The following is a 22,216-nucleotide window of genomic DNA, read 5'->3' as shown; positions in this document are numbered from 1 at the left end:
TAGTTGCCGGATCGCTGGCTGCGAGGATAGGAAGATGCGGTGCCGTACATAATGAGTGCTCTGAGAAGAGTACTTTTGGTATAACAAGGAAAAGAAGAGAGACGGAAGATAAGGGAGAGGTGTCCGAGTCTGGCCGAAGGAGCATGGTTGGAAACCATGTAAGCAAGCAATTGTTTCGAGGGTTCGAATCCCTTCCTCTCCATTATGGACGCTTAGCTCAGCTGGGAGAGCACCTGCCTTACAAGCAGGGGGTCACAGGTTCGATCCCTGTAGCGTCCATTGGCGGAAGTCAAAAGCCCGGCACGTCGGGATAAAGCGCTGCCGACTTAGCTCAGTTGGTAGAGCACCGCTCTTGTAAAGCGGGGGTCGAAGGTTCGAGTCCTTTAGTCGGCATGATTATGCGGAAGTAGTTCAGTGGTAGAACATCACCTTGCCATGGTGGGGGTCGCGGGTTCGAATCCCGTCTTCCGCTTGTATGCCGGCGTGGCGGAATAGGCAGACGCACAGGACTTAAAATCCTGCGATAGAGATATCGTACCGGTTCGATCCCGGTCGCCGGCATATATGCACCTATAGCGCAATTGGATAGAGCGTCTGACTACGAATCAGGAGGTTGCAGGTTCGACTCCTGCTAGGTGCATAGAGGTTGAAGGAATTCAAACTCTTTTTTTAAGTTTAAAGGGGCAGTGCTCTGATAGGACTTATCGGGACGTAGCTCAGCTTGGTAGAGCACCTGGTTTGGGACCAGGGGGTCGCAGGTTCGAATCCTGTCGTCCCGATTGGCAAGTGTCAAAATTGTCAACGAAGATCGCGGTGTAGCTCAGCTGGCTAGAGCGTCCGGTTCATACCCGGGAGGTCGAGGGTTCGATCCCCCCTGCCGCGATAGGCTCGCTATAGGACCTTTAGCTCAGTTGGTTAGAGCAGACGGCTCATAACCGTCCGGTCGTTGGTTCGAGTCCAACAAGGTCCATGCAGTAAGGCTGCCATGGCAGAGATGATGGAGAATTACCCAAGTCTGGCTGAAGGGAACGGTCTTGAAAACCGTCAGGTCGAGAAATCGGCGCGTGGGTTCGAATCCCACATTCTCCTTAAGGTAGAGATACCTGAATAATATTATCGCGGGATGGAGCAGTCTGGTAGCTCGTCGGGCCCATAACCCGAAGGTCGTAGGTTCAAATCCTGCTCCCGCAATTGGTCGCATGGTCTAGTTGGTTAGGACGCCTGCCTGTCACGCAGGAGATCGCGGGTTCGAGCCCCGCTGTGACCGTATAGTAACGCTGAGGCGGGACTAAGATGGCGCTGTAGCTCAGTTGGTAGAGCATACGATTGAAGCTCGTAGTGTCGGCGGTTCGATTCCGTCCAGCGCCATAGATGATATCAGCAGAGGTCATCGGCAGTAGAGCAGTGATGCGAATGTAGTTCAATGGTAGAATTCCAGCCTTCCAAGCTGGCTATGCGGGTTCGATTCCCGTCATTCGCTTTTTTATATTTCCTAACCCAAGTGTCGTGGTAAGTGAGATATAAGGAAGAGGGGCCTGTAGCTCAGTTGGTTAGAGCACTGTGTTGATAACGCAGGGGTCACAGGTTCGAGTCCTGTCAGGCCCATAAGTTAGGGAGCAAGTTTCTAGGGAGACTTGCTTTTTTTGTGTTCAAGTAGCTGAGGGTGGGTTGGCGACCGTTGATTCTCGCCGTTTAAAGCTTGCCTTTTATAAACCTATCAGATACAATAATAGTATCAACTTACCATAAGTAGACCATTTTAGAAAATTGCTGGTTAGATGAAAAGCAATAGGTTGAAATTCCAGTAAGTCACGTTAGTGGGTAATGCTACTCGGTTGTCACCGTTATCAGATAAGAGTGTTATGCACGTTTGTGCATAAAATCTGGGTGGTACCACGGAAGCGCGTTTTCGTCCCTTATCCTTTTGGATGGGATGAAAACGCGCTTTTGCTTTTTAAAATTAGATATATTACAGTGGAGGAGAATTTGACATGTTGGACATAAAGTATTTACGTAAAAATGTTTTGGAAGCAGAACAAAGATTACAGAATCGTGGTGTTTCGCCAGATAAATTAACCGAATTATTGACTTTAGATAAGGAACGACGTGACACTATACAAAGTGTTGAAAATTTGAAAGCTGATAGAAATGCTGCCTCTGATAAAATTGCCTATGCTAAACGCAATAAAGAAGATGCAAGTGATGCTATTGCAGCGATGCAAAAAGTTAGTGCCAAAATAAAAGCGTTGGATCTACGACAAACAGAGTTAGATGATCAAGTACAAAATCTAGCAGCACATTTCCCTAATTTAGCAGCACCTGATGTACCTGTAGGCACTGATGAGGCGGCCAATGTTGAACAACGGGTGTGGGAACCAGAAAATTATCAATCAAGGCCGCACGCTTTACTAGAAAGTCCCGAATGGTTGAAAGCGCATTATGATGTTGGGGAAGCTTTAGGTATTTTGGATTTTGAACGAGGAGCTAAGGTTTCTGGTGCACGTTTCTTATATTATGTTGGAGACGGTGCAAGATTAGAACGGGCTGTATATAATTTTATGTTGGATGAACATAGAAAAGAAGGCTACACCGAAATGATTACGCCAATTGTAGTTAATGATTCAGCTATGTTTGGTACAGGGCAATATCCTAAATTTCAAGAAGATGCTTACCGTGTCGAGGGACTAGATCAAACCTATATTCCAACAGCAGAAGTTCCTCTGACTAATTATTATTCAGGTGAAACGATACCTTCTGATCAATTACCAATTAAATTTACCGCACTATCACCTTCGTTTCGAAAGGAAGCCGGTGCAGCGGGTAAAGATACACGTGGATTAATTCGTTTGCATCAATTTAATAAGGTAGAAATGGTCAAGTTTACAAAGCCTGAACAATCTTACAAAGAACTAGAAAGTATGACAAACAATGCAGAGAATATTTTGCAAAAACTAGGATTACCATACCATGTTATCATGTTATCGACTGGCGATATGGGGTTTTCAGCTGCTAAAACATATGATGTAGAAGTTTGGATGCCACAACAAAACTTGTATCGTGAGATTTCTTCTGTTTCAAACACTGAAGATTTTCAAGCACGTCGAATGCATATTACCTACCGTGATGATAATAATAAATTACAATTGGTACATACATTGAATGGATCAGGTTTAGCAGTGGGTCGTACGGTCGCAGCAATTTTGGAAAACTATCAAAATGAAGATGGTTCAGTGACAATTCCAGAAGTGTTGCAACCATATATGGGTGGACAAGAAAAATTAGTGGCAACACCACATTATTAATATTGAAAAGCCTGTATTTATCAGGTTTTTTTGATATAATTGGAAGTAGATTATTGTGCGGGAGACCACACAAATTTATATTTCAGAGGAGAAGCACACGGGGAAATAACTTTGTGTGCTAAAAATAATGGCAAATCCAATACGTAAATTAGTTGATAACTCAAAAAAACAATTAAAAAAATTAAATCATATTGCTGACCAAGTAGAAAGTTATGCTGACCAAATGGCTGCAATGTCTGACGAGGAGTTGCAAGCAAAAACACCCTATTTTAAACAAATCATCTCGGATGCTCTTGCAGGAATTGAAGATTCAGACAAACAAAACAAAGTTTTATCTCAAACTTTAGACAATATTTTACCTGAAGTTTTTGCTGTGGCGCGTGAAGGGGCAAAGCGCGTTTTAGGTTTGTATCCATTTCGCGTTCAAGTCATGGGTTCGGCAGCGTTACATGATGGTAACTTAGCTGAAATGAGAACTGGTGAAGGAAAAACATTAACGGCAACAATGACTGTTTACTTAAATGCCTTATCAGGTCGAGGCGTGCATGTAGTGACTGTTAATGATTATTTGTCAGCACGAGATGCAGAACAGATGGGCCAATTGTATAATTGGCTAGGTTTGTCAGTTGGGGTAAACGTTGGTGATGCACCAGCAGAAGAAAAACGTGCGGCGTATGATGCCGACATCACATACTCTACGAATTTCAACATTGGTTTTGATTATTTACGCGACAACATGGTACATCGAGCCGATGAACGTGTGATGCAGCGCGGATTGAACTTTGCATTGATTGATGAGGCAGATTCTATCCTAATTGATACGGCACGAACACCTTTGATTATTTCAGGTCCAGGTTCTGGCGTTTCACAATTATATGCACGAGCAGATCGTTTTGTAAAAACTTTGCAATTTGAAGAAGATTATAAAATTGATGAAGAAGCTAAGACAACAATGCTAACAAACGAAGGCATTCATAAGGGTGAAATTTTCTTTAATTTAGATAACTTATATGACGCTGGGGATACCGCATTAACACATCATATTGATCAAGCTTTACGGGCTAACTTTAACTACATTAATGATAAGGATTATGTTGTTCAAGATGGTGAAGTTAAACTCATTGATCAATCAACTGGTCGTATCTCAGAAGGGACACGCTTGTCAGATGGTTTGCATCAGGCTATCGAAGCCAAAGAAGGCGTCGATGTTCAAGAAGAAAACAAATCTATGGCACAAATTACGTACCAAAACTTGTTCCGTATGTATAAAAAGTTGTCTGGTATGACAGGAACGGCTAAAACAGAAGAAGAAGAGCTACGCGAAATATATAACATGGAAGTTGTTACAATTCCAACCAACCGGCCAATTAAACGTGTAGATTATGCGGACTTATTGTATCCTTCAATTCGTGCAAAATATAATGCCGTTGTTAAGTTGATAAAGGAATTACATGAAAACGGCCAACCAATTTTGATTGGAACGGGATCAGTTGAATCTTCGGAATTGCTATCTAAAATTTTGATGGCACAAAATGTACCACATAATGTATTAAATGCAAAAAATAACGCCAAAGAAGCTGAAATTATCGCTAACGCAGGCCAACGAGGCGCCGTCACTGTTGCAACAAATATGGCTGGACGTGGAACCGATATTAAGCTTGGACCGGGTGTCGCTGACTTAGGTGGATTAGCTGTTATTGCAACTGAACGTCATGAATCACGTCGAATTGATAATCAGTTGCGTGGTCGTGCGGGTCGTCAAGGTGATGCAGGATTTTCGCAATTCTTCCTATCATTAGAAGATGATTTGATGATTCGTTTTGGAGCAGATCGTATTCGCGTACTTTGGGAGCGTATGAATCTTGATGAAGAAGAAACAGTGATTAAAAATGGTTTAATTACACGTTCTGTAGAATCTGCTCAAAAACGTGTTGAAGGTAACAACTACGATACACGTAAAAATGTTTTGCAATATGATGATGTTGTCAGAGAACAACGAGAATTAATATATTACCAACGTGATCTCGTGATAGACGAGACTGATTCTCTTGAGTGGGTCCTTATCCCAATGGTAAAACGAACAATTGATCGTGTGGTAGATGCGCAGACAATTGGTAAGAAAACAGCAGAATGGCATTTGGATCAAATTATTGTGTTTGCTAATAATGCCTTAGTTCGCGAAGGTGATATTACAGTTGAACAGCTACAAGGATTGTCTCGTGAAGATATTAAATCGAAATTGTTAGATTCAGCGAAATCTAATTATAAAGACAAGCAGGGACAATTGTATGATCCGGCCCAAATGTTAGAATTTGAAAAGGTTGTCATTTTACGCGCTGTAGACCAACATTGGACAGACCATATTGACTCGTTAGATCGATTAAGGCAGGGCGTTGGACTACGTGGATATGGCCAGTTAAATCCACTAATAGAATACCAAAATGAAGCATTTACAAATTTCAATAAGATGATTGTTGATGTCGAATATGATGCGACCCGAACGTTTATGAAAGCAGAAATTCGTCAGAATTTAAAAGCATAGCAGATAATATTTTTGTTGTATCAATTTGTGGTAAATGGTATCATATAAAGTCGTTCTAGTAGGTTAACTAAGAGATGTTATATACTACTAGATGCTTTTATTTTGAAGGGACACAATAATAATGGAAATTATCGATGCGAAGCATGCGGTAGCTGATATTCAAGAAAATATCGCACGATTCCGTGGCACATTAGATTTGGAAGCATTAACTGAAGAAATTGCGGACTTTGAAAATCGTATGACAGAACCAGGGTTCTGGGATGACAATGTTCAAGCGCAAAAAGTAATTGAAGAAAATAACGTACTAAAAAATAGACGTGATTCTTTTTTGAATTTAACAAGCCAATCTGAAGAAATTGATGTTTTAATTGAAATGCTTTCTGAAGATCCAACTGATGTAGAGATATCAAATGAATTGGACGAAAGTGTAGCGAAAGCACAAAAAGATATTGAGGCTTATAATTTAGAACAATTATTAACAGAACCTTATGATTCAAATAATGCTATCCTTGAAGTTCATCCAGGATCTGGTGGAACAGAATCCACAGATTGGGGTGCTAATTTATATCGTATGTATACACGTTGGGCACAACAACATGGTTTTCAAGTTGACGTACTAGATTATCATTCTGGAGATGAGGCTGGTATTGATAGTGCGACGATTAAAATTACTGGACACAATGCTTTTGGCTTTTTACGAAGTGAAAAAGGGGTTCATCGCTTTGTACGTATTTCACCATTTGATTCAGCTGGACGACGTCATACGAGTTTTGTTAGTGTAGATGTGATGCCTGAATTAGATGATACAATCGAAGTAGAAGTGCGTGACGATGATGTCAAAATGGATGTTTTCCGTTCTGGTGGCGCTGGCGGACAAAACGTCAATAAGGTGTCAACTGGCGTACGTTTAACCCATGAACCAACGGGAATTGTTGTGTCTTCTACTGTAGAACGTACACAATATGGTAATCGTGATTACGCGATGCGTTTGTTAAAAGGAAAGCTGTACCAACTTGAATTAGAAAAGCAAGAGGCAGAACGTGCAGCCCTAACAGGTGAAAAATTAGAGAATGGTTGGGGATCACAGATACGTTCGTATGTTTTACATCCCTATCAAATGGTTAAAGATCACCGTACAAACTATGAAACTAATCAACCACAGCAAGTGTTAGACGGCGATTTAGATCCATTTATAAATGCTTATTTGCAGTGGCAATTAGGTTTAAAAAATCCAAATTAATCTAGTGAGGTCGAGACGCTGAGTTTCGGCTTTTTGAATTATCGAACAAATTAGTTTCTAATGTGCGTTTAATGCGCTATAATATAAGTCAACAATAGACATTAACTGCCTAAAAAATGGAGGGCAAATTATGGATACCAATTACACACCGAGTGCTCAAAATGTTTTAGTTTTGGCACAAGAACAATCAAAATACTTTAAACATCAAGCAGTTGGTACAGAACATTTATTATTGGCATTAGCTATCGAAAAAGAAGGCTTTGCTAGTAAAATAATTGGGCAATTTAATGTGATGGATGATGATATTCGTGAAGAGATAGAACATTTCACTGGATACGGCATGACTACACATTATGACAAGAATACTTACCTACCTTATTCACCAAAAGCTGCTGATATTTTAAGACAATCAAGTGAGGAATCTCGAACGCTTGGTCAATCAAAAATTGGCACAGAACATATTTTGTTATCATTATTACAGGATGAAAGTATCTTGTCATCACGTATTTTATTAGCACTGGATGCTAATTTGCAGGAAATGCGACGTGCAGTTTTGCGGAAATTGGGTGTTACTGATGTACGCAAACAAATGAAACAACGTGATAAACAACAAACACCTGGAACACCGACACTAGATGGTTTAGCACGTGACCTAACTCAGATGGCAAAAGATGGTAAGATGGATCCCATTATTGGGCGTTCAAAAGAAGTGCGTCGCGTGGTTCAAATCTTATCACGACGTACAAAAAACAATCCAGTTTTAATTGGTGAACCAGGCGTAGGTAAAACAGCTATTGCTGAAGGCTTAGCACAACGAATTGTCACGGAAAATGTACCCGAAAACTTGCAAAATAAGCGTCTAATGGCTTTAGACATGGGATCATTAGTTGCTGGAACTAAATATCGTGGTGAGTTCGAGGATCGTTTAAAAAAGATTATTGAAGAAGTTTACCATGATGGTAACGTGATTTTATTTATCGATGAATTACATACGTTGATTGGAGCTGGTGGCGCAGAAGGTGCAATTGACGCGTCTAATATTCTAAAACCAGCATTGGCTCGAGGAGAGTTACAAACGCTAGGTGCGACAACTTTTGATGAGTATCAAAAGTATGTTGAATCTGATGCAGCATTAGAAAGACGGTTTGCACCAGTTACTGTTAACGAACCAACACAAGAAGATGCAATTGCAATTTTAACTGGTATTCGACCAAAATTCGAATCACATCATCAAGTCCAAATTGATGATGAAGCGATTGAAGCTGCAGTTAAATTGTCATCCCGTTATATCACTGATCGCTTTCTGCCAGATAAAGCGATTGACTTAATGGATGAAGCAGGTGCAAAAGTACGCATAGATGCAGTAGATAAACCTACGCCAATGAGTCGTAATAAGGTGCGTTTGGCCGAAGTCACTGCGGCTAAAGATGAAGCAATTACAGCACTTAATTTTGAAGAGGCAGCTAAGCAACGTACTGAAGAAATGAAGTTAAAAACAAAGATTAATAAGTTGGCGGCCAAGTCAATATCAAGTGATAAAATAGATCGACCACAATACAGCTTACATGTGTCAGCAGAAGATATTAATGAAGTTATCTCACAACAAACAGGTGTGCCATTAACACAACTCGAAAAAAATGAGCAACAAAGGTTAGTTAATTTGGAATCTGTTTTGGGTAAACGTGTTATTGGACAAAAAACAGCTATATCTGCTGTAGCACGTGCAATTCGTCGTGCAAGATCTGGCTTAAAAGATCCAAGTCGGCCAATAGGTGCTTTCATGTTTTTGGGCCCAACAGGTGTTGGTAAAACAGAATTAGCTAAGGCGTTGGCAGAGGCAATGTTTGGTAGTGAGGAGAACATGATTAGAATTGATATGTCGGAATATCAAGAGAGATGGTCTTCTTCTCGACTAGTTGGTTCAGCCCCAGGATATGTTGGTTATGATGAGGGTGGTCAATTAACTGAACAAGTTAGAAATCATCCATATTCTGTTATTTTGTTGGATGAGGCAGAAAAAGCTCATCAGGACATATTCAATTTAATGTTACAAGTGTTTGATGATGGTTTTTTAACTGATTCAAAGGGACGTAAAATAGATTTCCGTAATACAATAATAATTATGACCTCTAACTTGGGTGCTACACGATTACGTGATGAGAAATCAATGGGATTTGGTGCTATTGATCTCAAAAATAATAATGAAGCTGTGGCTGAAAAGATTCGTGAAACATTAAAAGAAACATTCCGTCCAGAATTTATTAATCGTCTAGATGAGGCAGTTGTTTTTGAACCACTGACAAAAGATGAATTGCATCAAATTGTTAAATTGATGAGCCGTTCAGTTCTGCAACGTGTTGCAGAACAGGGTATTTCGGTAAAAATAACTCCTGCAGCAATTGACGTGGTTGCTAGTGCCGGATTTGATCCAGAATACGGTGCACGCCCAATACGTCGTGCATTACAGACAAAGGTTGAAGATGCATTGAGTGAGGAATTACTTCGTGGTAATATCACGACGGAAAGTTCTGTCACGATCGGTGCAAAAAATGGTGAGATTAAAATCAATATCAAACCAATTGAAAAATTGCCAACTAAGGCTTAAAAGTTAAAAAGTGATCACAATCCTTGCATTGTGATCACTTTTTGAATTAAAAGAGACGCTAACCAGCCAAAATATAAAAAAGGAACGAAGGGTAGATGCTTAACGCGAAATGTTTGAAGATAAATAAGAGCTGACACAGAGCCGAATAAGAGTGTTAGAGCCAGACCTTGGGTAGGAGTTATTAAAGTTATGATAAGAAGTACGGGGATGTCACCACCACCCATAGCATGTCGATAATAAACTAAAAACAAACTAATAATAAGAATTGTACAAAGAGCAAAAATTTTTGAAATATTCCAGTTATCAATAAGAAGATAACAAATCCATGGCAGCAATATGTCAGCATGAATGCGTTCGTTGTGCCAATCTTCAAGAGATAGAAATAGTAACAAATAAAAAGTAATCCAAATAATTATCTCTGACATAAAATAACTAGCAATTAATGTACCAAAAAATTCAAAAAAGGCATAATGTAAACCAAACTTTGCATGGCAATATCGGCAGTGGCCACGAGTATAGAGTGCTGAGAATAAGGGGATTAAATCATAGTAATGCAATGGGTGATTGCATTGTAAACAAAATGAGCGTTTTTTAAAAACAGCAATACGATGATTGATGCGATCAGCAAGGCACATAGTAGTTGAGATGAGAACAGCGTTTAAAATAATAATTAATAATATTGTCATATGCTATAATACGTTTATGCCTTATGAAATACACAAATAAATTAAAGTATGCATTATCTATTGACAATATTTCTCAATCTGATATTATATTGGACGTGCTTTTAAGTAATCTGTTCTGTGATATCATCACAACGTGCTGAATAGCGCTGTAAAGGCAATTGTCAGCAGATTTCCAGTGAGCATTTTTGTTTAATGACAATAATGACACACCTGGAACTGTGTTATAATAAAAATTTTAAGGAGACTGTAGAATGCCTACAATTAATCAATTAGTTCGCAAGCCTCGTAAGTCACAGGTGACAAAGTCAAAGTCACCTGCTTTGAACTTCGGCTATAATTCAATGAAAAAGAAAGCAACAAACAATGTTGCACCACAAAAGCGTGGTGTTGCTACGCGTGTTGGTACAATGACACCAAAGAAGCCTAACTCGGCATTACGTAAGTATGCTCGTGTACGTCTTTCAAACTTGTATGAAGTAACTGCTTATATTCCAGGTATTGGACACAATCTTCAAGAACACTCAGTTGTTTTGATTCGTGGTGGCCGTGTGAAGGATTTGCCTGGTGTACGTTATCATATTATTCGTGGTGCATTGGATACTGCGGGTGTTGATGGACGTATGACATCACGTTCAAAGTATGGCACAAAGGCGCCAAAAAAGTAAGAAGGAGACTGACTAATGCCACGTAAAGGTTATACTAAGCGTCAGGAAGTTTTGCCTGACCCAATTTACAATTCAAAGCTCGTTTCACGTTTGATCAACAAGTTGATGCTTGATGGTAAGCGTGGAACTGCCTCAACAATTCTATATGATGCTTTTGATCATATTAAGGAAGCTACTGGTACTGAACCATTAGAAGTTTTCGAAAAAGCTATGGAAAACATCATGCCAGTTTTGGAAGTTAAAGCACGCCGTGTTGGTGGCTCTAACTATCAAGTGCCAATTGAAGTACGTCCTGATCGTCGTACAACATTGGGATTGCGTTGGTTAGTAAACTATTCTCGTTTACGTAACGAACACACAATGGATGAGCGTTTAGCTAAGGAAATCATGGACGCAGCTAATGACACTGGTGCATCTGTAAAGAAGCGCGAAGACACACACAAAATGGCTGAAGCTAACCGTGCATTTGCTCACTATCGTTGGTAAAATCACGCAATAATTGATTGCGTAGATTTATGACTATTCAGAATTAAATGTTCATATTCGTTGTAAATAGCGTAAAATGATAGTAGATGGTAAAGTGCTGCCAGTATTTTACCATCAAAAAGCGAACACAATTCTGTGTCGCTTTTTGTTGCATACAGAACAAAAAACCAGGAGATAACTCACAATGGCAAAACGTGAATACCCACTAGAACGTACACGTAACATTGGTATCATGGCCCACATTGATGCGGGTAAGACAACAACTACGGAACGTATCTTGTACTATACAGGTAAAATTCACAAAATTGGTGAAACACATGATGGTGCTTCACAAATGGATTTCATGGAACAAGAAAAGGAACGTGGAATCACAATCCAATCAGCTGCAACAACAGCTGTTTGGCATGGTTTCTTTGACCAATTCGAAAAAACACCTTACCGTGTTAACATCATTGATACACCGGGTCACGTGGACTTCACAATCGAAGTTGAACGTGCACTACGTGTTTTGGACGGTGCTGTAGCGGTTTTGGACGGTGCTGCCGGTGTTGAACCACAGACAGAAACTGTTTGGCGTCAAGCAACAACATATGACGTGCCACGTATCGTATTCGTCAATAAGATGGATAAGATGGGTGCTGACTTCCAAATGTCAGTGGATTCAATTCACGAACGTTTGCAAGTTAACGCAGAAGCTATTCAATGGCCAATCGGTGCTGAAGATGACTTCGAAGCTGTTATTGACTTGATTACACAAGAAGCTTATTATCCAGTGGATGAATTAGGCGAAAAGTGGGAACCACGCGATATCCCTGCTGAATTGAAAGATTTGGCAGAAGAAAAGCGTAATACATTAATTGAAGCTGTAGCGGATGTTGATGATGATTTGATGGAAAAGTATTTAGAAGGCGAAGATATTTCAATTGAAGAATTGAAAGCTGCTGTTCGTCGCGCTACTTTGGCTTTGCAATTCTATCCAGTACTTGCAGGTTCAGCATATAAAGATAAGGGTGTTCAAATGATGTTGGACGCCGTTGTTGATTATTTGCCTGGTCCTTTGGATGTTAAGCCATATATCGCTAATGACCCTAAGACTGGGGAAGAAGTTGATTTGATTGCTGATGACGACAAGTCATTTGCTGCATTGGCTTTCAAAATCATGACGGATCCCTTCGTTGGTCGTTTGACATTTATGCGTGTGTATACTGGTACTTTGAAGTCTGGATCATACGTTCAAAACACTTCTTCAGATACACGTGAACGTGTTGGCCGTTTGTTGCAAATGCATGCGACATCACGTACTGAAATTGAAGAAGTATTCTCTGGTGATATCGCTGCCGCAATTGGTTTGAAAAACACCACAACAGGTGATTCATTAACTGCTGTTGATCATCAATTGGTTCTTGAATCAATGGAATTCCCAGAACCAGTTATTGAATTAGCAATTGAGCCAAAAACAAAAGCGGATCAAGACAAATTGTCTAATGCCATTCAAAAGTTGGCTGAAGAAGATCCTTCATTCCGTGCAACGACAAACCCTGAAACTGGTGATACTTTGATCGCTGGTATGGGTGAATTACAATTGGATATCATGGTTGATCGTATGCGTCGTGAATTCAACGTTGAAGCAACTGTTGGAGCCCCTCAAGTTGCCTACCGTGAAGCATTTACAAAAACAGTTCAAGCGCGTGGATTCTTCAAACGCCAATCTGGTGGTAAGGGTCAGTATGGAGATGTTTACATCGAATTCTCACCTAATGAAGAAGGCGCAGGCTTCGAATTTGATGATGCTATTGTTGGTGGTGTTGTTCCTCGTGAATATATTCCTTCAGTTGAAGCAGGTTTGAAAGATGCTTTGAACGCAGGTCCTTTGGCTGGTTTCCCATTAGTTGATTTGAAAGCCAAATTGTATGATGGATCTTATCATGATGTCGATTCTTCTGAAGCAGCCTTTAAAATTGCCGCTTCATTAGCTTTGAGAGAAGCTGCTAAGACTGCAGGTGCTGTTATTCTTGAGCCGATTATGGCTGTTGATATTGTTGCACCTGAAGACAACCTTGGTGATGTTATGGGACACGTTTCCGCACGCCGTGGTATGATTGAAGGTCAAGAATCTCGTGGTCCTGTTTTGGCAGTTAAAGCCAAGGTGCCTTTGTCAGAAATGTTTGGTTATGCTACAACTTTGCGTTCAGCTACACAAGGTCGTGGTACATTCCAAATGGTATTTGATCATTATGAAGCTGTTCCTAAGAATATCCAAGAAGAAATTATTAAGAATAGCGGTAAAGAAGATTAATTTTAATTGTTTAAGAATCGATGCTGTTACTATCATTAAGTCTTTCATTGGCAAGTGGTTTAAGTTATATATTCTACCTTGCTGAAGTTAAAAACTGACAGATTGTTCAGTAAAAAACGGTGCTACTCCTATGAGTAGTACCGTTTTATTTTGAAAGTGTATAAAAATATGAATAAAAAATACAGTCGCTTTTTAGTACCTGGGATTATAGTTGTTGGTATAGCACTACGTGTACCCTTTACGGCAATTCCACCAATTCTTAACAATATTGCTAAGTCGCAAAGTATCTCAGTCGGTCAGTTGGGGCTGTTAACAACAATTCCATTAATAGCATTTGCAATTTTTTCATCGTTTGCACCTAAGATAGCACACAAATTTGGACTAGAGCGTGCCTTCTCTTTGGTGCTAGGGGTGACAATTATTGGATCTATCGTGCGTGTGATTAATACACCAATGTTATATTTTGGTACATTATTGATTGGTATTGGAATAGCTCATTTAAATGTTTTGCTACCAAGTATAGTACGTACTTATTTTCCAATGAAAGTTGGTCCAATTACGTCGGTATTTACCTTTAGTATGTTATTAGCGACGGCAGTAGGTTCCAGTGTCGCAGTCCCTATTACGATCGCTACAAGTTGGCGTGTTTTTATTATTATTTTAACAATAATTTTAGTTATAGCATTATTGCTCTGGTTACCGAACCAAAGGTTTGCTCAAAAGTATAAAAGATCGTCTCAACAGGAACAGATGCTTGAGCCAGCACCAACAATCGAGAGTAGCATCTGGAAAAATGGCTATGCATGGTTGTTGTTATTTGTATGTGGTATGCAGTCAGCAATGTTTTATGTATCTATGGCTTGGATCCCAACTATGGCAGTCCAAACAGGGCTTTCACCATCTGTTGCTGGTGTATTCTCTGGTGTTAATTCGTTAATAGGGTTACCATTTGCGATAGTTATACCAATAGTCATTGCTAACTGTTCGCGTAAACAACGCCAAGTGTTAATGGGTATTATTGCGTTTACTGGTGTTTTAGGATATATATTATTATTGCATCCTAATGGTACTTTTGCTTACTGGTTGGCTGTGAATTTGTTAATCGGTGTTGGCACGTCCGGACTATTTCCATATGTATTGACAACGTTTAATCTTAAAACAAATACACCAACACAGACAGCGCAGTTATCTGGTATGGTTCAAAGTGGTGGGTATCTTATTGCTGCGCTTGGACCGGCATTATTTGGTTATGGATTCTCATTGTTCCATAGTTGGGCACCGCAGATTATAGTTATTTTAATCCTATTCGTATTGATGATTATTGCTATATTAATAGTTGAAAAGAAAGATAAAATTTTATAGTAAAAAGCTTACAATGATGTGAAGTTGTACGTTTTTCTTGTTACAATATATTTATTGACTAAAAGTGAGGGTTGACCATTGACTAATACATCAACACCAATTATTGAATTTAAAAACGTGGGCCTATCTTACGATGACGACGAAATTTTAAAGAATATTGATCTTGAATTAGAGGCTGGTAAGTTTTATACATTACTAGGTCCATCGGGATCGGGTAAAACAACCATATTAAATATAATTTCAGGTCAATTGAAGGTAACGCATGGTGATATTTTATTTGAAGGCAATGTAATCAATGATGTACCTGTCGAAAAAAGGCGCATGAATACGGTATTTCAAGATTATGGCCTATTTCCGAATATGAATGTCTTCGATAACGTAGCATTTGGCCCAAGCATTAAAGGGTTAAGTAAAAAAGAAATCAAAAATAAGGTAACAGAGATGTTATCTTTGGTTAAATTGAGCCAATATGCTGATCGAGAAATTACAGAATTATCTGGTGGTCAACGGCAAAGAGTTGCGATAGCACGTGCTTTAGCAAATGATCCAGATGTATTACTACTTGATGAGCCACTTTCGGCATTGGATTATAAGTTACGTAAAGAAATGCAGTATGAATTGCGAGAAATTCAACAACGGCTTGGGATAACCTTTGTTTTTGTAACACATGATCAAGAAGAAGCATTAGCAATGTCTGATTGGATTTATGTTATGAATGACGGTGTTATCCAGCAAAATGGTTCGCCAGAAGATATTTACGATGAGCCAATTAATCATTTTGTTGCTGATTTTATTGGTGAGTCCAATATTTTAGATGGCATTATGAAAGCGGATTATCTTGTGCATTTTACCGGAAAAGATTTTGAAAATGTTGATGCTGGAATGCGTCCCAATGAACGTGTTGAAGTGGTATTGCGACCAGAAGACTTGGATTTGACTACAATTGATAATGGTAAGTTGGTGGTTACCATTGATGACCAGTCATTTCGGGGAGACTATTATGAAATAACGGCCATAGATGATGATGGTAATGAATGGCAAGTACAAGCAACAAATAAATCCAAAATAGGTGAGCGTGTTGGTTTGACATTTGATCCGGAAGATATTCATATTATGCGTTTTAATGAATCTGAAAATGATTTTGATGCGCGTTTGGAAAGATATGAGGATGATGTGGATGATGCCAAAAAGTAAAAAGCAAAGGCAGTTATTTTATGTGGTGCCTTATAGTATATGGTTGATTTTATTTGTTTTTGCGCCACTGGTGTTATTACTTTTTCAATCATTGACCACGTCAAACGGCGATTTTACATTGCATAACTATGCTGTTTATTTTGCCAGCGGGACATATTTGAAGATGACGTTTAATTCAGTATGGTATGCGTTTTTGATTACACTAATTACCTTACTTATTAGCTATCCCACAGCGTATCTACTTAATCAGTTAAAGCAGAAACAATTTTGGCTATTACTGGTTATTTTACCAACTTGGATCAATTTATTATTAAAAACCTATGCATTTGTCGGATTATTATCAAAAACGGGTACAGTGAATAATTTTATTGGGTTGTTGGGAATAGCTCCTCAGCAATTATTATTCTCGGATTGGAGTTTCCTATTAGTAGCTGCTTATATTGAGATTCCGTTCATGATTTTACCAATTTTTAATTCCTTAGCTGAAATTAATCCACGTTTAGAACAAGCAAGTCATGACTTAGGTGCAAACAAATGGCAAACACTACGTCGCGTAATATTACCTTTATCTATGCCTGGTATTAAAGCAGGTATTCAAGCGGTATTTATTCCGAGTTTGTCTTTATTTATGATTACACGCTTGATTGGTGGTAATCGTGTTATTACTTTGGGAACTGCCATTGAAGAACATTTTTTAGTAACACAAAATTGGCGATTAGGTTCAACAATTGGTGTGATTTTGATTGTTGCTATGGTAATTATCATGATTTTGACAAGAGATCGTGTGCGTAAATCTTCTAGGAAGCGAGGTTAGATAAATGAGCAAAAAATTTAGATGGGCCAATATTTATTTATGGTTTGTTTTTATACTATTATATTTGCCTATTTTTTTCTTAATCGTATATTCTTTCAACTCCGGTAGTGTGATGCAGGGATGGAGTGGCTTTTCTCTGAAACATTATAATGAATTATTTTCAGATACGCGTATACTAGAAATTCTGGTAAACACGTTCTTAATTGCTCTCCTATCCTCTTTACTTGCAAGTATTATTGGTACTGGAGGTGCTTTATATATTTATAACTTAAAACATACTTTATCAAAGAACGTTTTTCTTTCGTTGAATAATATTTTACTTGTATCACCAGATGTTATTATTGGTGCATCGTTTTTGATTTTATTTACGGTAATGGGGTTTGCATTGGGTTTTACATCAGTTTTGCTATCACATATTGCATTCAGTATTCCAATCGTAGTGCTTATGGTATTACCGCGTTTACAGGAAATGAATCAGTCATTGGTTGCTGCCGCAAAAGATTTAGGTGCAAACAATTGGCAAATGTTATCTCGGGTTATTTTGCCAGTTATCTCACCTGGTATATTAGCTGGATTTTTCATGGCATTTACGTATTCGCTTGACGATTTTGCTGTGACTTTCTTTGTTACAGGAAACGGATTCACCACTTTGTCAGTAGAAGTATATTCGCGCGCGCGTCAAGGTGTGAGCCTTGAAATAAATGCGCTTTCAGCACTGATGTTTATGGTGTCGTTATTGTTAGTGTTGGCCTATTACGTTATTTCAACGCGTGCGGTACGCAGCAAAAAACGTGGCACTAGACTTGTCCTGCCAGCAACGGAGGGACTCTAAATGAAAAAATTGTTAGTTAGTGTGGCTACTATCCTTGCTGTTGTTCTTGTATTATTTGGCACGCAGAGTTATTTGTCCTCCAAAACGGGTACAGGGACGTCATCAAAAGATGTGTTGAACTTGTACAATTGGGGAGATTATATTGACCCAGCATTACTTAAAAAATTTACTAAAGAAACAGGCTACAAGGTAAGTTATGAAACATTTGATTCTAATGAAGCGATGTACACTAAAATAAAACAAGGTGGGACATCGTATGATTTAGCTGTACCTTCAGACTATATGATCCAGAAAATGAAGGCAGAGCGTTTGTTACTGCCACTGGATCATAGTAAATTAACAGGATTAAAAAATTATGACAGTCGCTTTTTAAATCAATCATTTGATAAAAAAAATAAATACTCTTTACCTTATTTTTGGGGTACATTAGGCATTATTTATAATGATGAGTATGTCAATAAAAAAGATATTCAGCATTGGGATGATTTGTGGTCTTCTAAGTTTAAAAATCAAATTATGCTAGTTGATTCCGCACGAGATGCGCTTGCTGTAGCCTTAATTACTCAAAATAAATCAGTTAATACTAAATCACAAGCAGATCTTGCTGCAGCACAGGCAAAGTTGACAACGTTAATGCCAAATATCAAAGCGATTGTTGCAGACGAGATAAAGATGTACATGGCTCAAAACGAAGCAGCAATAGCCGTTACTTATTCTGGTGAAGCAGCCGAAGCGCTGAGTAATAACAAGCATCTTCATTATGTTGTCCCTAGTGAAGGTTCGAACCTTTGGTTTGATAATATTGTTATGCCAAAGACAGCTAAGCACAAAGCAGCGGCCTATGCTTTCTTGAATTTCATTAGCGATCCTAAAAATGCTGCCCAAAATGCAGAGTACATCGGTTATGCTACTCCGAATAAAAATGCATTAGCATTGTTACCCAAATCAATTCGTCATGATAAACAGTTTTACCCAGATAATGAGACAATTAGTCATTTACAAGTTTATGACAATTTAGGACAAGCATGGACAGAAAAATATAATGACGCATTCTTAGAATTTAAAATGACACAAAGGTAGGTAAATTAGTTTAAAAAACTATTGTGTTTATTGAATAATTCTGTTATTATAATTAGGTACGCTTTTGGAACAGTAGTCACATAAACCTACCGAAAGCCTGGTGTATCAATGTTTAGCGATGATGATTAAGGTTGCGACACGCGCGGCCGCGTTGCCATGGGCGCGCAAAACACAAGCAGTGTTGTCGGTTTTTAATCGAAGTTAGCTGATTTACAAAATCAACGAGGAGGCACGAAAGAATGGCACAAAAGAAGATCCGTATCCGTTTGAAGGCATACGAACACCGTATTTTAGACCAATCAGCAGAAAAAATTGTTGAGACGGCTAAGCGTACGGGCGCAGAAATTGCTGGTCCTATCCCGCTACCAACTGAACGTACTTTATACACAATTTTACGTTCACCACATAAGCATAAGGATAGCCGCGAACAATTTGAAATGCGTACGCATAAGCGTTTGATTGATATTGTGAACCCTACTGACAAGACAGTTGACGCATTGCGTAAGCTTGAATTGCCATCAGGTGTTGCAATCGAAATCAAGTTGTAATCCTAAACGGGTATAACTTCGCGTCTCACTAGAGGCAAAATTAAGTCAAGCAAAATAATTAAGGAGATTAGTCATGACTAAAGGTATCTTAGGCCGCAAAGTCGGTATGACTCAGGTTTTCACTGAAACTGGTGAATTGATCGCCGTAACTGTTGTTGAAGCGACACCAAATGTTGTTCTGCAAGTTAAAAATGCAGAAACAGATGGTTATAACGCACTACAACTCGGTTACCAAGACAAGCGCGCAGTTTTGTCAAACAAACCTGAACAAGGTCACGCTTCTAAAGCAAACACGACCCCTAAGCGCTACATTCGTGAAATCCGCAATGCGGAAGGCGAATTTAACGCAGGGGATGAGATCAAGGTTGATACATTCTCAGCTGGTGAATACGTTGACGTAACCGGTATTACGAAGGGGCATGGCTTCCAAGGTAACATTAAAAAGGATGGCCAATCTCGTGGACCTATGGCCCACGGATCACGTTACCACCGTCGCCCAGGTTCAATGGGTGCTGTTATTAACCGCGTGTTTAAGGGTAAGCTTTTACCTGGTCGCATGGGTAACAACAAGCGCACAATGCAAAATGTTGCAATTGTACACGTTGATGTTGAAAAGAACTTATTGTTGTTGAAGGGAAATGTTCCTGGTGCCAACAAGTCACTATTAACTGTTAAATCAACTGTTAAAGTTAACGCAAAGCATCCTGAAGTTAAAATGGCTGGTGCGTCTGCATCTGCTTTAACTGAAGAAGCTTAATATAAATTATTAGAAAGGAGAACAATCAATCATGACTAAAGTTGCTGTATTAAAGCAAGATGGTAGTCAAGCTGCGGAAATTGAATTAAATGATGCAGTTTTTGCCATCGAACCTAACAACGCCGTTATTACTGATGCAGTATTGATGCAACGTGCATCATTGCGTCAAGGTACACATGCTGTTAAGAACCGTTCAGCCGTTTCTGGTGGTGGACGTAAGCCTTGGAAGCAAAAGGGTACTGGTCGTGCACGTGCTGGTTCAATTCGTGAACCTCAGTTCCGTGGCGGTGGTATTGTTTTTGGTCCTACACCACGTTCATACGCTTATCGTATCAATCGTAAGGCTTATCAATTGGCGTTAAAGTCAGTTTTGTCACAAAAAGTTGCTGATGCTAAGTTAGTAGTTGTTGATGCTTTGTCATTCGAAGCACCAAAAACACAAGACTTTAAAAAAGTTTTGACTAGCTTGTCAGCTGACACGAAAACATTAGTAGTTGTTGATGAAGACAATGAAAACGCAATCTTGTCAGCACGCAATTTGGCTAATGTCCAAATTACGACAACAAAGGGTATCAACGTACTTGACGTTGTTAATGCAGATAAGCTGGTGATTGTTCAATCATCAATCGAAGAAATCCAAGGAGGTCTTGCCTAATGGATGCACGCGATATTATCCGTCGCCCTATTATCACCGAAGCTTCTATGGCGCAAACAGAACGTAAGCGCTATGTCTTTGAAGTTGATATTCGCGCAACAAAGCCTCAAATTAAAAAGGCTATTGAAGAAATATTTGAAGTTCAAGTTTCAGGCTTGAACACAGCTAACGTCCGTGGTAAGAAAAAGCGTCAAGGTCGTTACGTTGGTTACACACGTAAGTTGAAGAAGGCAACCGTAACGTTGTCAAAAGATTCAAAAGATATTCAAATCTTTAACGAAGGTTAAATTTAAAGTAGGAGGATAAGACATTGGCTATCAAGAAGTATAAGCCAACCTCTAACGGACGTCGTAATATGACGACTTCTGATTTCGCTGAAATCACGAAGTCAACGCCCGAAAAGAGTTTGTTGGCCAAAAAGTCAAAAACTGGAGCACGTAATAACTCTGGTCGTATGACAGTTCGCCACCATGCTGGTGGACATAAGCAAGCTTACCGTTTGGTAGACTTCAAGCGTATCAAAGATGACAAGACAGCTACTGTTAAAGCTATCGAATACGATCCAAATCGTACTGCAAACATTGCTTTGTTGGTATATGAAGATGGTATTAAGTCATATATCTTGGCGCCAAAAGGATTGAAGGTTGGCGATAAAGTTCAATCTGGTCCTGATGCCGACATTAAGCCCGGCAATGCCTTACAATTGAGCGATATTCCTGAAGGTACTTTAATTCATAATATTGAGTTAAAGCCTGGTAAGGGTGGTCAATTGGCACGTTCAGCTGGTACTTCAGCACAGATTTTGGGTAAAGATGGTAAGTATATCATTGTTCGTCTAACATCAGGTGAAGTACGTTTGGTTTTGGCAACTAACCGTGCAACAATTGGTGAAGTTGGTAATGCTGAACACTCATTAATTAACTGGGGTAAGGCTGGTCGTAATCGTTGGCGTGGAAAGCGTCCGCACGTTCGTGGATCAGTTATGAACCCTAACGATCACCCACACGGTGGTGGTGAAGGTAAAGCACCAGTCGGTCGTCCAAGTCCTATGTCACCATGGGGTAAGAAGACTGCCGGTAAGAAGACTCGCGATAAGAAGAAGGCTTCAACGAAGTTTATCGTTCGCGGTCGTAAGAGTAAGTAAGGGAAAGG

Annotated in this window: 18 protein-coding genes and 15 tRNA genes; 32 read left to right on the top strand and 1 reads right to left on the bottom strand. The window is 39.3% G+C overall.

Translation table 11 applies throughout. From position 1 onward, the window contains the following. Positions 1–113 precede the first annotated feature (113 nt). The 19 genes from K5Q13_RS07525 to K5Q13_RS07435 all read left to right on the top strand — a co-directional run bounded on the left by K5Q13_RS07525 (position 114) and on the right by K5Q13_RS07435 (position 9,689). A tRNA-Ser gene (locus tag K5Q13_RS07525) sits at positions 114–202 on the top strand. Between the two features lie 4 nt (positions 203–206). Further along, a tRNA-Val gene (locus K5Q13_RS07520) sits at positions 207–279 on the top strand. Between the two features lie 41 nt (positions 280–320). Further along, positions 321–393 (top strand) — tRNA-Thr (locus tag K5Q13_RS07515). 7 nt (positions 394–400) lie between these two features. Beyond that, a tRNA-Gly gene (locus K5Q13_RS07510) sits at positions 401–472 on the top strand. 5 nt (positions 473–477) lie between these two features. After that, positions 478–561, top strand: a tRNA-Leu gene (locus tag K5Q13_RS07505). Positions 562–566: 5 nt separating this feature from the next. Then, positions 567–640 (top strand) — tRNA-Arg (locus tag K5Q13_RS07500). A 65-nt stretch (positions 641–705) separates the two neighbouring features. Then, positions 706–779, top strand: a tRNA-Pro gene (locus tag K5Q13_RS07495). A 30-nt stretch (positions 780–809) separates the two neighbouring features. Continuing rightward, positions 810–883 (top strand) — tRNA-Met (locus tag K5Q13_RS07490). Positions 884–896: 13 nt separating this feature from the next. After that, positions 897–970: transfer RNA gene (locus K5Q13_RS07485), tRNA-Ile, on the top strand. A 29-nt stretch (positions 971–999) separates the two neighbouring features. Beyond that, positions 1,000–1,089: transfer RNA gene (locus K5Q13_RS07480), tRNA-Ser, on the top strand. Positions 1,090–1,117: 28 nt separating this feature from the next. Further along, a tRNA-Met gene (locus K5Q13_RS07475) sits at positions 1,118–1,191 on the top strand. Between the two features lie 2 nt (positions 1,192–1,193). Next, positions 1,194–1,267: transfer RNA gene (locus K5Q13_RS07470), tRNA-Asp, on the top strand. A gap of 28 nt (positions 1,268–1,295) precedes the next feature. After that, positions 1,296–1,368 (top strand) — tRNA-Phe (locus K5Q13_RS07465). A gap of 41 nt (positions 1,369–1,409) precedes the next feature. Beyond that, positions 1,410–1,480 (top strand) — tRNA-Gly (locus K5Q13_RS07460). Between the two features lie 51 nt (positions 1,481–1,531). After that, positions 1,532–1,605: transfer RNA gene (locus tag K5Q13_RS07455), tRNA-Ile, on the top strand. Between the two features lie 386 nt (positions 1,606–1,991). Next, positions 1,992–3,302, top strand: a complete 1,311-nt coding sequence (gene serS, locus K5Q13_RS07450) for a serine--tRNA ligase (protein WP_220741070.1) — start codon at positions 1,992–1,994, stop codon at positions 3,300–3,302. A gap of 127 nt (positions 3,303–3,429) precedes the next feature. Further along, the gene (gene secA / locus K5Q13_RS07445; RefSeq protein WP_220741069.1) at positions 3,430–5,844 is read left to right on the top strand and encodes a preprotein translocase subunit SecA; all 2,415 of its coding nucleotides are present in this window, start codon (positions 3,430–3,432) and stop codon (positions 5,842–5,844) included. A gap of 121 nt (positions 5,845–5,965) precedes the next feature. After that, positions 5,966–7,084 carry a peptide chain release factor 2 gene (prfB, locus tag K5Q13_RS07440; protein WP_220741068.1) on the top strand — a complete coding sequence of 373 codons (1,119 nt, stop codon included), beginning with the start codon at positions 5,966–5,968 and terminating at the stop codon, positions 7,082–7,084. A 130-nt stretch (positions 7,085–7,214) separates the two neighbouring features. Beyond that, positions 7,215–9,689: an ATP-dependent Clp protease ATP-binding subunit gene (locus tag K5Q13_RS07435; protein WP_220741067.1), complete on the top strand. Its 2,475-nt coding sequence runs from the start codon at positions 7,215–7,217 to the stop codon at positions 9,687–9,689. Positions 9,690–9,703: 14 nt separating this feature from the next. Here the strand turns inward: K5Q13_RS07435 and K5Q13_RS07430 are convergent, their stop codons facing one another. Next, the gene (locus tag K5Q13_RS07430; RefSeq protein ID WP_220741066.1) at positions 9,704–10,375 is read right to left on the bottom strand and encodes a prepilin peptidase; all 672 of its coding nucleotides are present in this window, start codon (positions 10,373–10,375) and stop codon (positions 9,704–9,706) included. A 251-nt stretch (positions 10,376–10,626) separates the two neighbouring features. Between K5Q13_RS07430 and rpsL the strand changes: the two genes are divergently transcribed. From rpsL to rplB, 13 genes are all read left to right on the top strand, one after another. After that, positions 10,627–11,040, top strand: a complete 414-nt coding sequence (gene rpsL, locus K5Q13_RS07425; protein ID WP_220741065.1) for a 30S ribosomal protein S12 — start codon at positions 10,627–10,629, stop codon at positions 11,038–11,040. A gap of 15 nt (positions 11,041–11,055) precedes the next feature. Then, complete coding sequence (gene rpsG / locus K5Q13_RS07420; RefSeq protein WP_220741064.1) at positions 11,056–11,526, top strand: 30S ribosomal protein S7; 471 nt, start codon at positions 11,056–11,058, stop codon at positions 11,524–11,526. A 184-nt stretch (positions 11,527–11,710) separates the two neighbouring features. After that, on the top strand, positions 11,711–13,822 hold the full coding sequence (fusA, locus tag K5Q13_RS07415) for an elongation factor G (protein ID WP_220741063.1): 2,112 nt from the start codon (positions 11,711–11,713) through the stop codon (positions 13,820–13,822). Between the two features lie 168 nt (positions 13,823–13,990). Further along, positions 13,991–15,184: an MFS transporter gene (locus tag K5Q13_RS07410; protein ID WP_220741062.1), complete on the top strand. Its 1,194-nt coding sequence runs from the start codon at positions 13,991–13,993 to the stop codon at positions 15,182–15,184. A 78-nt stretch (positions 15,185–15,262) separates the two neighbouring features. Next, on the top strand, positions 15,263–16,378 hold the full coding sequence (locus tag K5Q13_RS09680) for an ABC transporter ATP-binding protein (RefSeq protein WP_220741061.1): 1,116 nt from the start codon (positions 15,263–15,265) through the stop codon (positions 16,376–16,378). Then, positions 16,365–17,192 (top strand): ABC transporter permease, encoded by an 828-nt coding sequence (locus K5Q13_RS07400; protein ID WP_220741079.1) that lies wholly within the window; start codon positions 16,365–16,367, stop codon positions 17,190–17,192. The genes K5Q13_RS09680 and K5Q13_RS07400 overlap by 14 nt, the downstream gene beginning before the upstream one ends. A 4-nt stretch (positions 17,193–17,196) precedes the next feature. Continuing rightward, positions 17,197–18,024, top strand: a complete 828-nt coding sequence (locus K5Q13_RS07395) for an ABC transporter permease (RefSeq protein WP_220741060.1) — start codon at positions 17,197–17,199, stop codon at positions 18,022–18,024. Next, positions 18,025–19,104 carry an ABC transporter substrate-binding protein gene (locus tag K5Q13_RS07390; RefSeq protein WP_220741059.1) on the top strand — a complete coding sequence of 360 codons (1,080 nt, stop codon included), beginning with the start codon at positions 18,025–18,027 and terminating at the stop codon, positions 19,102–19,104. Between the two features lie 239 nt (positions 19,105–19,343). Further along, positions 19,344–19,652: a 30S ribosomal protein S10 gene (gene rpsJ / locus K5Q13_RS07385; RefSeq protein WP_002816040.1), complete on the top strand. Its 309-nt coding sequence runs from the start codon at positions 19,344–19,346 to the stop codon at positions 19,650–19,652. A 73-nt stretch (positions 19,653–19,725) separates the two neighbouring features. Beyond that, entirely contained in the window at positions 19,726–20,409 is a 684-nt protein-coding gene (gene rplC, locus K5Q13_RS07380; RefSeq protein WP_220741058.1) for a 50S ribosomal protein L3, read from the top strand. Positions 20,410–20,440: 31 nt separating this feature from the next. After that, positions 20,441–21,064 carry a 50S ribosomal protein L4 gene (rplD, locus tag K5Q13_RS07375; RefSeq protein ID WP_220741057.1) on the top strand — a complete coding sequence of 208 codons (624 nt, stop codon included), beginning with the start codon at positions 20,441–20,443 and terminating at the stop codon, positions 21,062–21,064. After that, entirely contained in the window at positions 21,064–21,351 is a 288-nt protein-coding gene (gene rplW / locus K5Q13_RS07370) for a 50S ribosomal protein L23 (protein ID WP_220741056.1), read from the top strand. Before rplD ends, rplW begins: the two co-directional genes overlap by 1 nt. Before the next feature lie 23 nt (positions 21,352–21,374). Further along, positions 21,375–22,208: a 50S ribosomal protein L2 gene (gene rplB, locus K5Q13_RS07365; protein WP_220741055.1), complete on the top strand. Its 834-nt coding sequence runs from the start codon at positions 21,375–21,377 to the stop codon at positions 22,206–22,208. The last annotated feature ends 8 nt before the right edge of the window (positions 22,209–22,216 follow it).

This window comes from Leuconostoc miyukkimchii (assembly GCF_019656055.1).
GTDB lineage: Bacteria > Bacillota > Bacilli > Lactobacillales > Lactobacillaceae > Leuconostoc > Leuconostoc miyukkimchii.
Note: the sequence above shows the minus strand (reverse complement) of the source record. Positions and strands in the feature narration are given on the sequence as shown.

Coding starts and splice junctions, on each gene's coding strand:
- serS (WP_220741070.1), top strand. CDS start 1,992: ATGTTGGACATAAAGTATTTACGTAAAAATGTTTTGGAAGCAGAACAA.
- secA (WP_220741069.1), top strand. CDS start 3,430: ATGGCAAATCCAATACGTAAATTAGTTGATAACTCAAAAAAACAATTA.
- prfB (WP_220741068.1), top strand. CDS start 5,966: ATGGAAATTATCGATGCGAAGCATGCGGTAGCTGATATTCAAGAAAAT.
- K5Q13_RS07435 (WP_220741067.1), top strand. CDS start 7,215: ATGGATACCAATTACACACCGAGTGCTCAAAATGTTTTAGTTTTGGCA.
- K5Q13_RS07430 (WP_220741066.1), bottom strand. CDS start 10,375: ATGACAATATTATTAATTATTATTTTAAACGCTGTTCTCATCTCAACT.
- rpsL (WP_220741065.1), top strand. CDS start 10,627: ATGCCTACAATTAATCAATTAGTTCGCAAGCCTCGTAAGTCACAGGTG.
- rpsG (WP_220741064.1), top strand. CDS start 11,056: ATGCCACGTAAAGGTTATACTAAGCGTCAGGAAGTTTTGCCTGACCCA.
- fusA (WP_220741063.1), top strand. CDS start 11,711: ATGGCAAAACGTGAATACCCACTAGAACGTACACGTAACATTGGTATC.
- K5Q13_RS07410 (WP_220741062.1), top strand. CDS start 13,991: ATGAATAAAAAATACAGTCGCTTTTTAGTACCTGGGATTATAGTTGTT.
- K5Q13_RS07400 (WP_220741079.1), top strand. CDS start 16,365: ATGCCAAAAAGTAAAAAGCAAAGGCAGTTATTTTATGTGGTGCCTTAT.
- K5Q13_RS07395 (WP_220741060.1), top strand. CDS start 17,197: ATGAGCAAAAAATTTAGATGGGCCAATATTTATTTATGGTTTGTTTTT.
- K5Q13_RS07390 (WP_220741059.1), top strand. CDS start 18,025: ATGAAAAAATTGTTAGTTAGTGTGGCTACTATCCTTGCTGTTGTTCTT.
- rpsJ (WP_002816040.1), top strand. CDS start 19,344: ATGGCACAAAAGAAGATCCGTATCCGTTTGAAGGCATACGAACACCGT.
- rplC (WP_220741058.1), top strand. CDS start 19,726: ATGACTAAAGGTATCTTAGGCCGCAAAGTCGGTATGACTCAGGTTTTC.
- rplD (WP_220741057.1), top strand. CDS start 20,441: ATGACTAAAGTTGCTGTATTAAAGCAAGATGGTAGTCAAGCTGCGGAA.
- rplW (WP_220741056.1), top strand. CDS start 21,064: ATGGATGCACGCGATATTATCCGTCGCCCTATTATCACCGAAGCTTCT.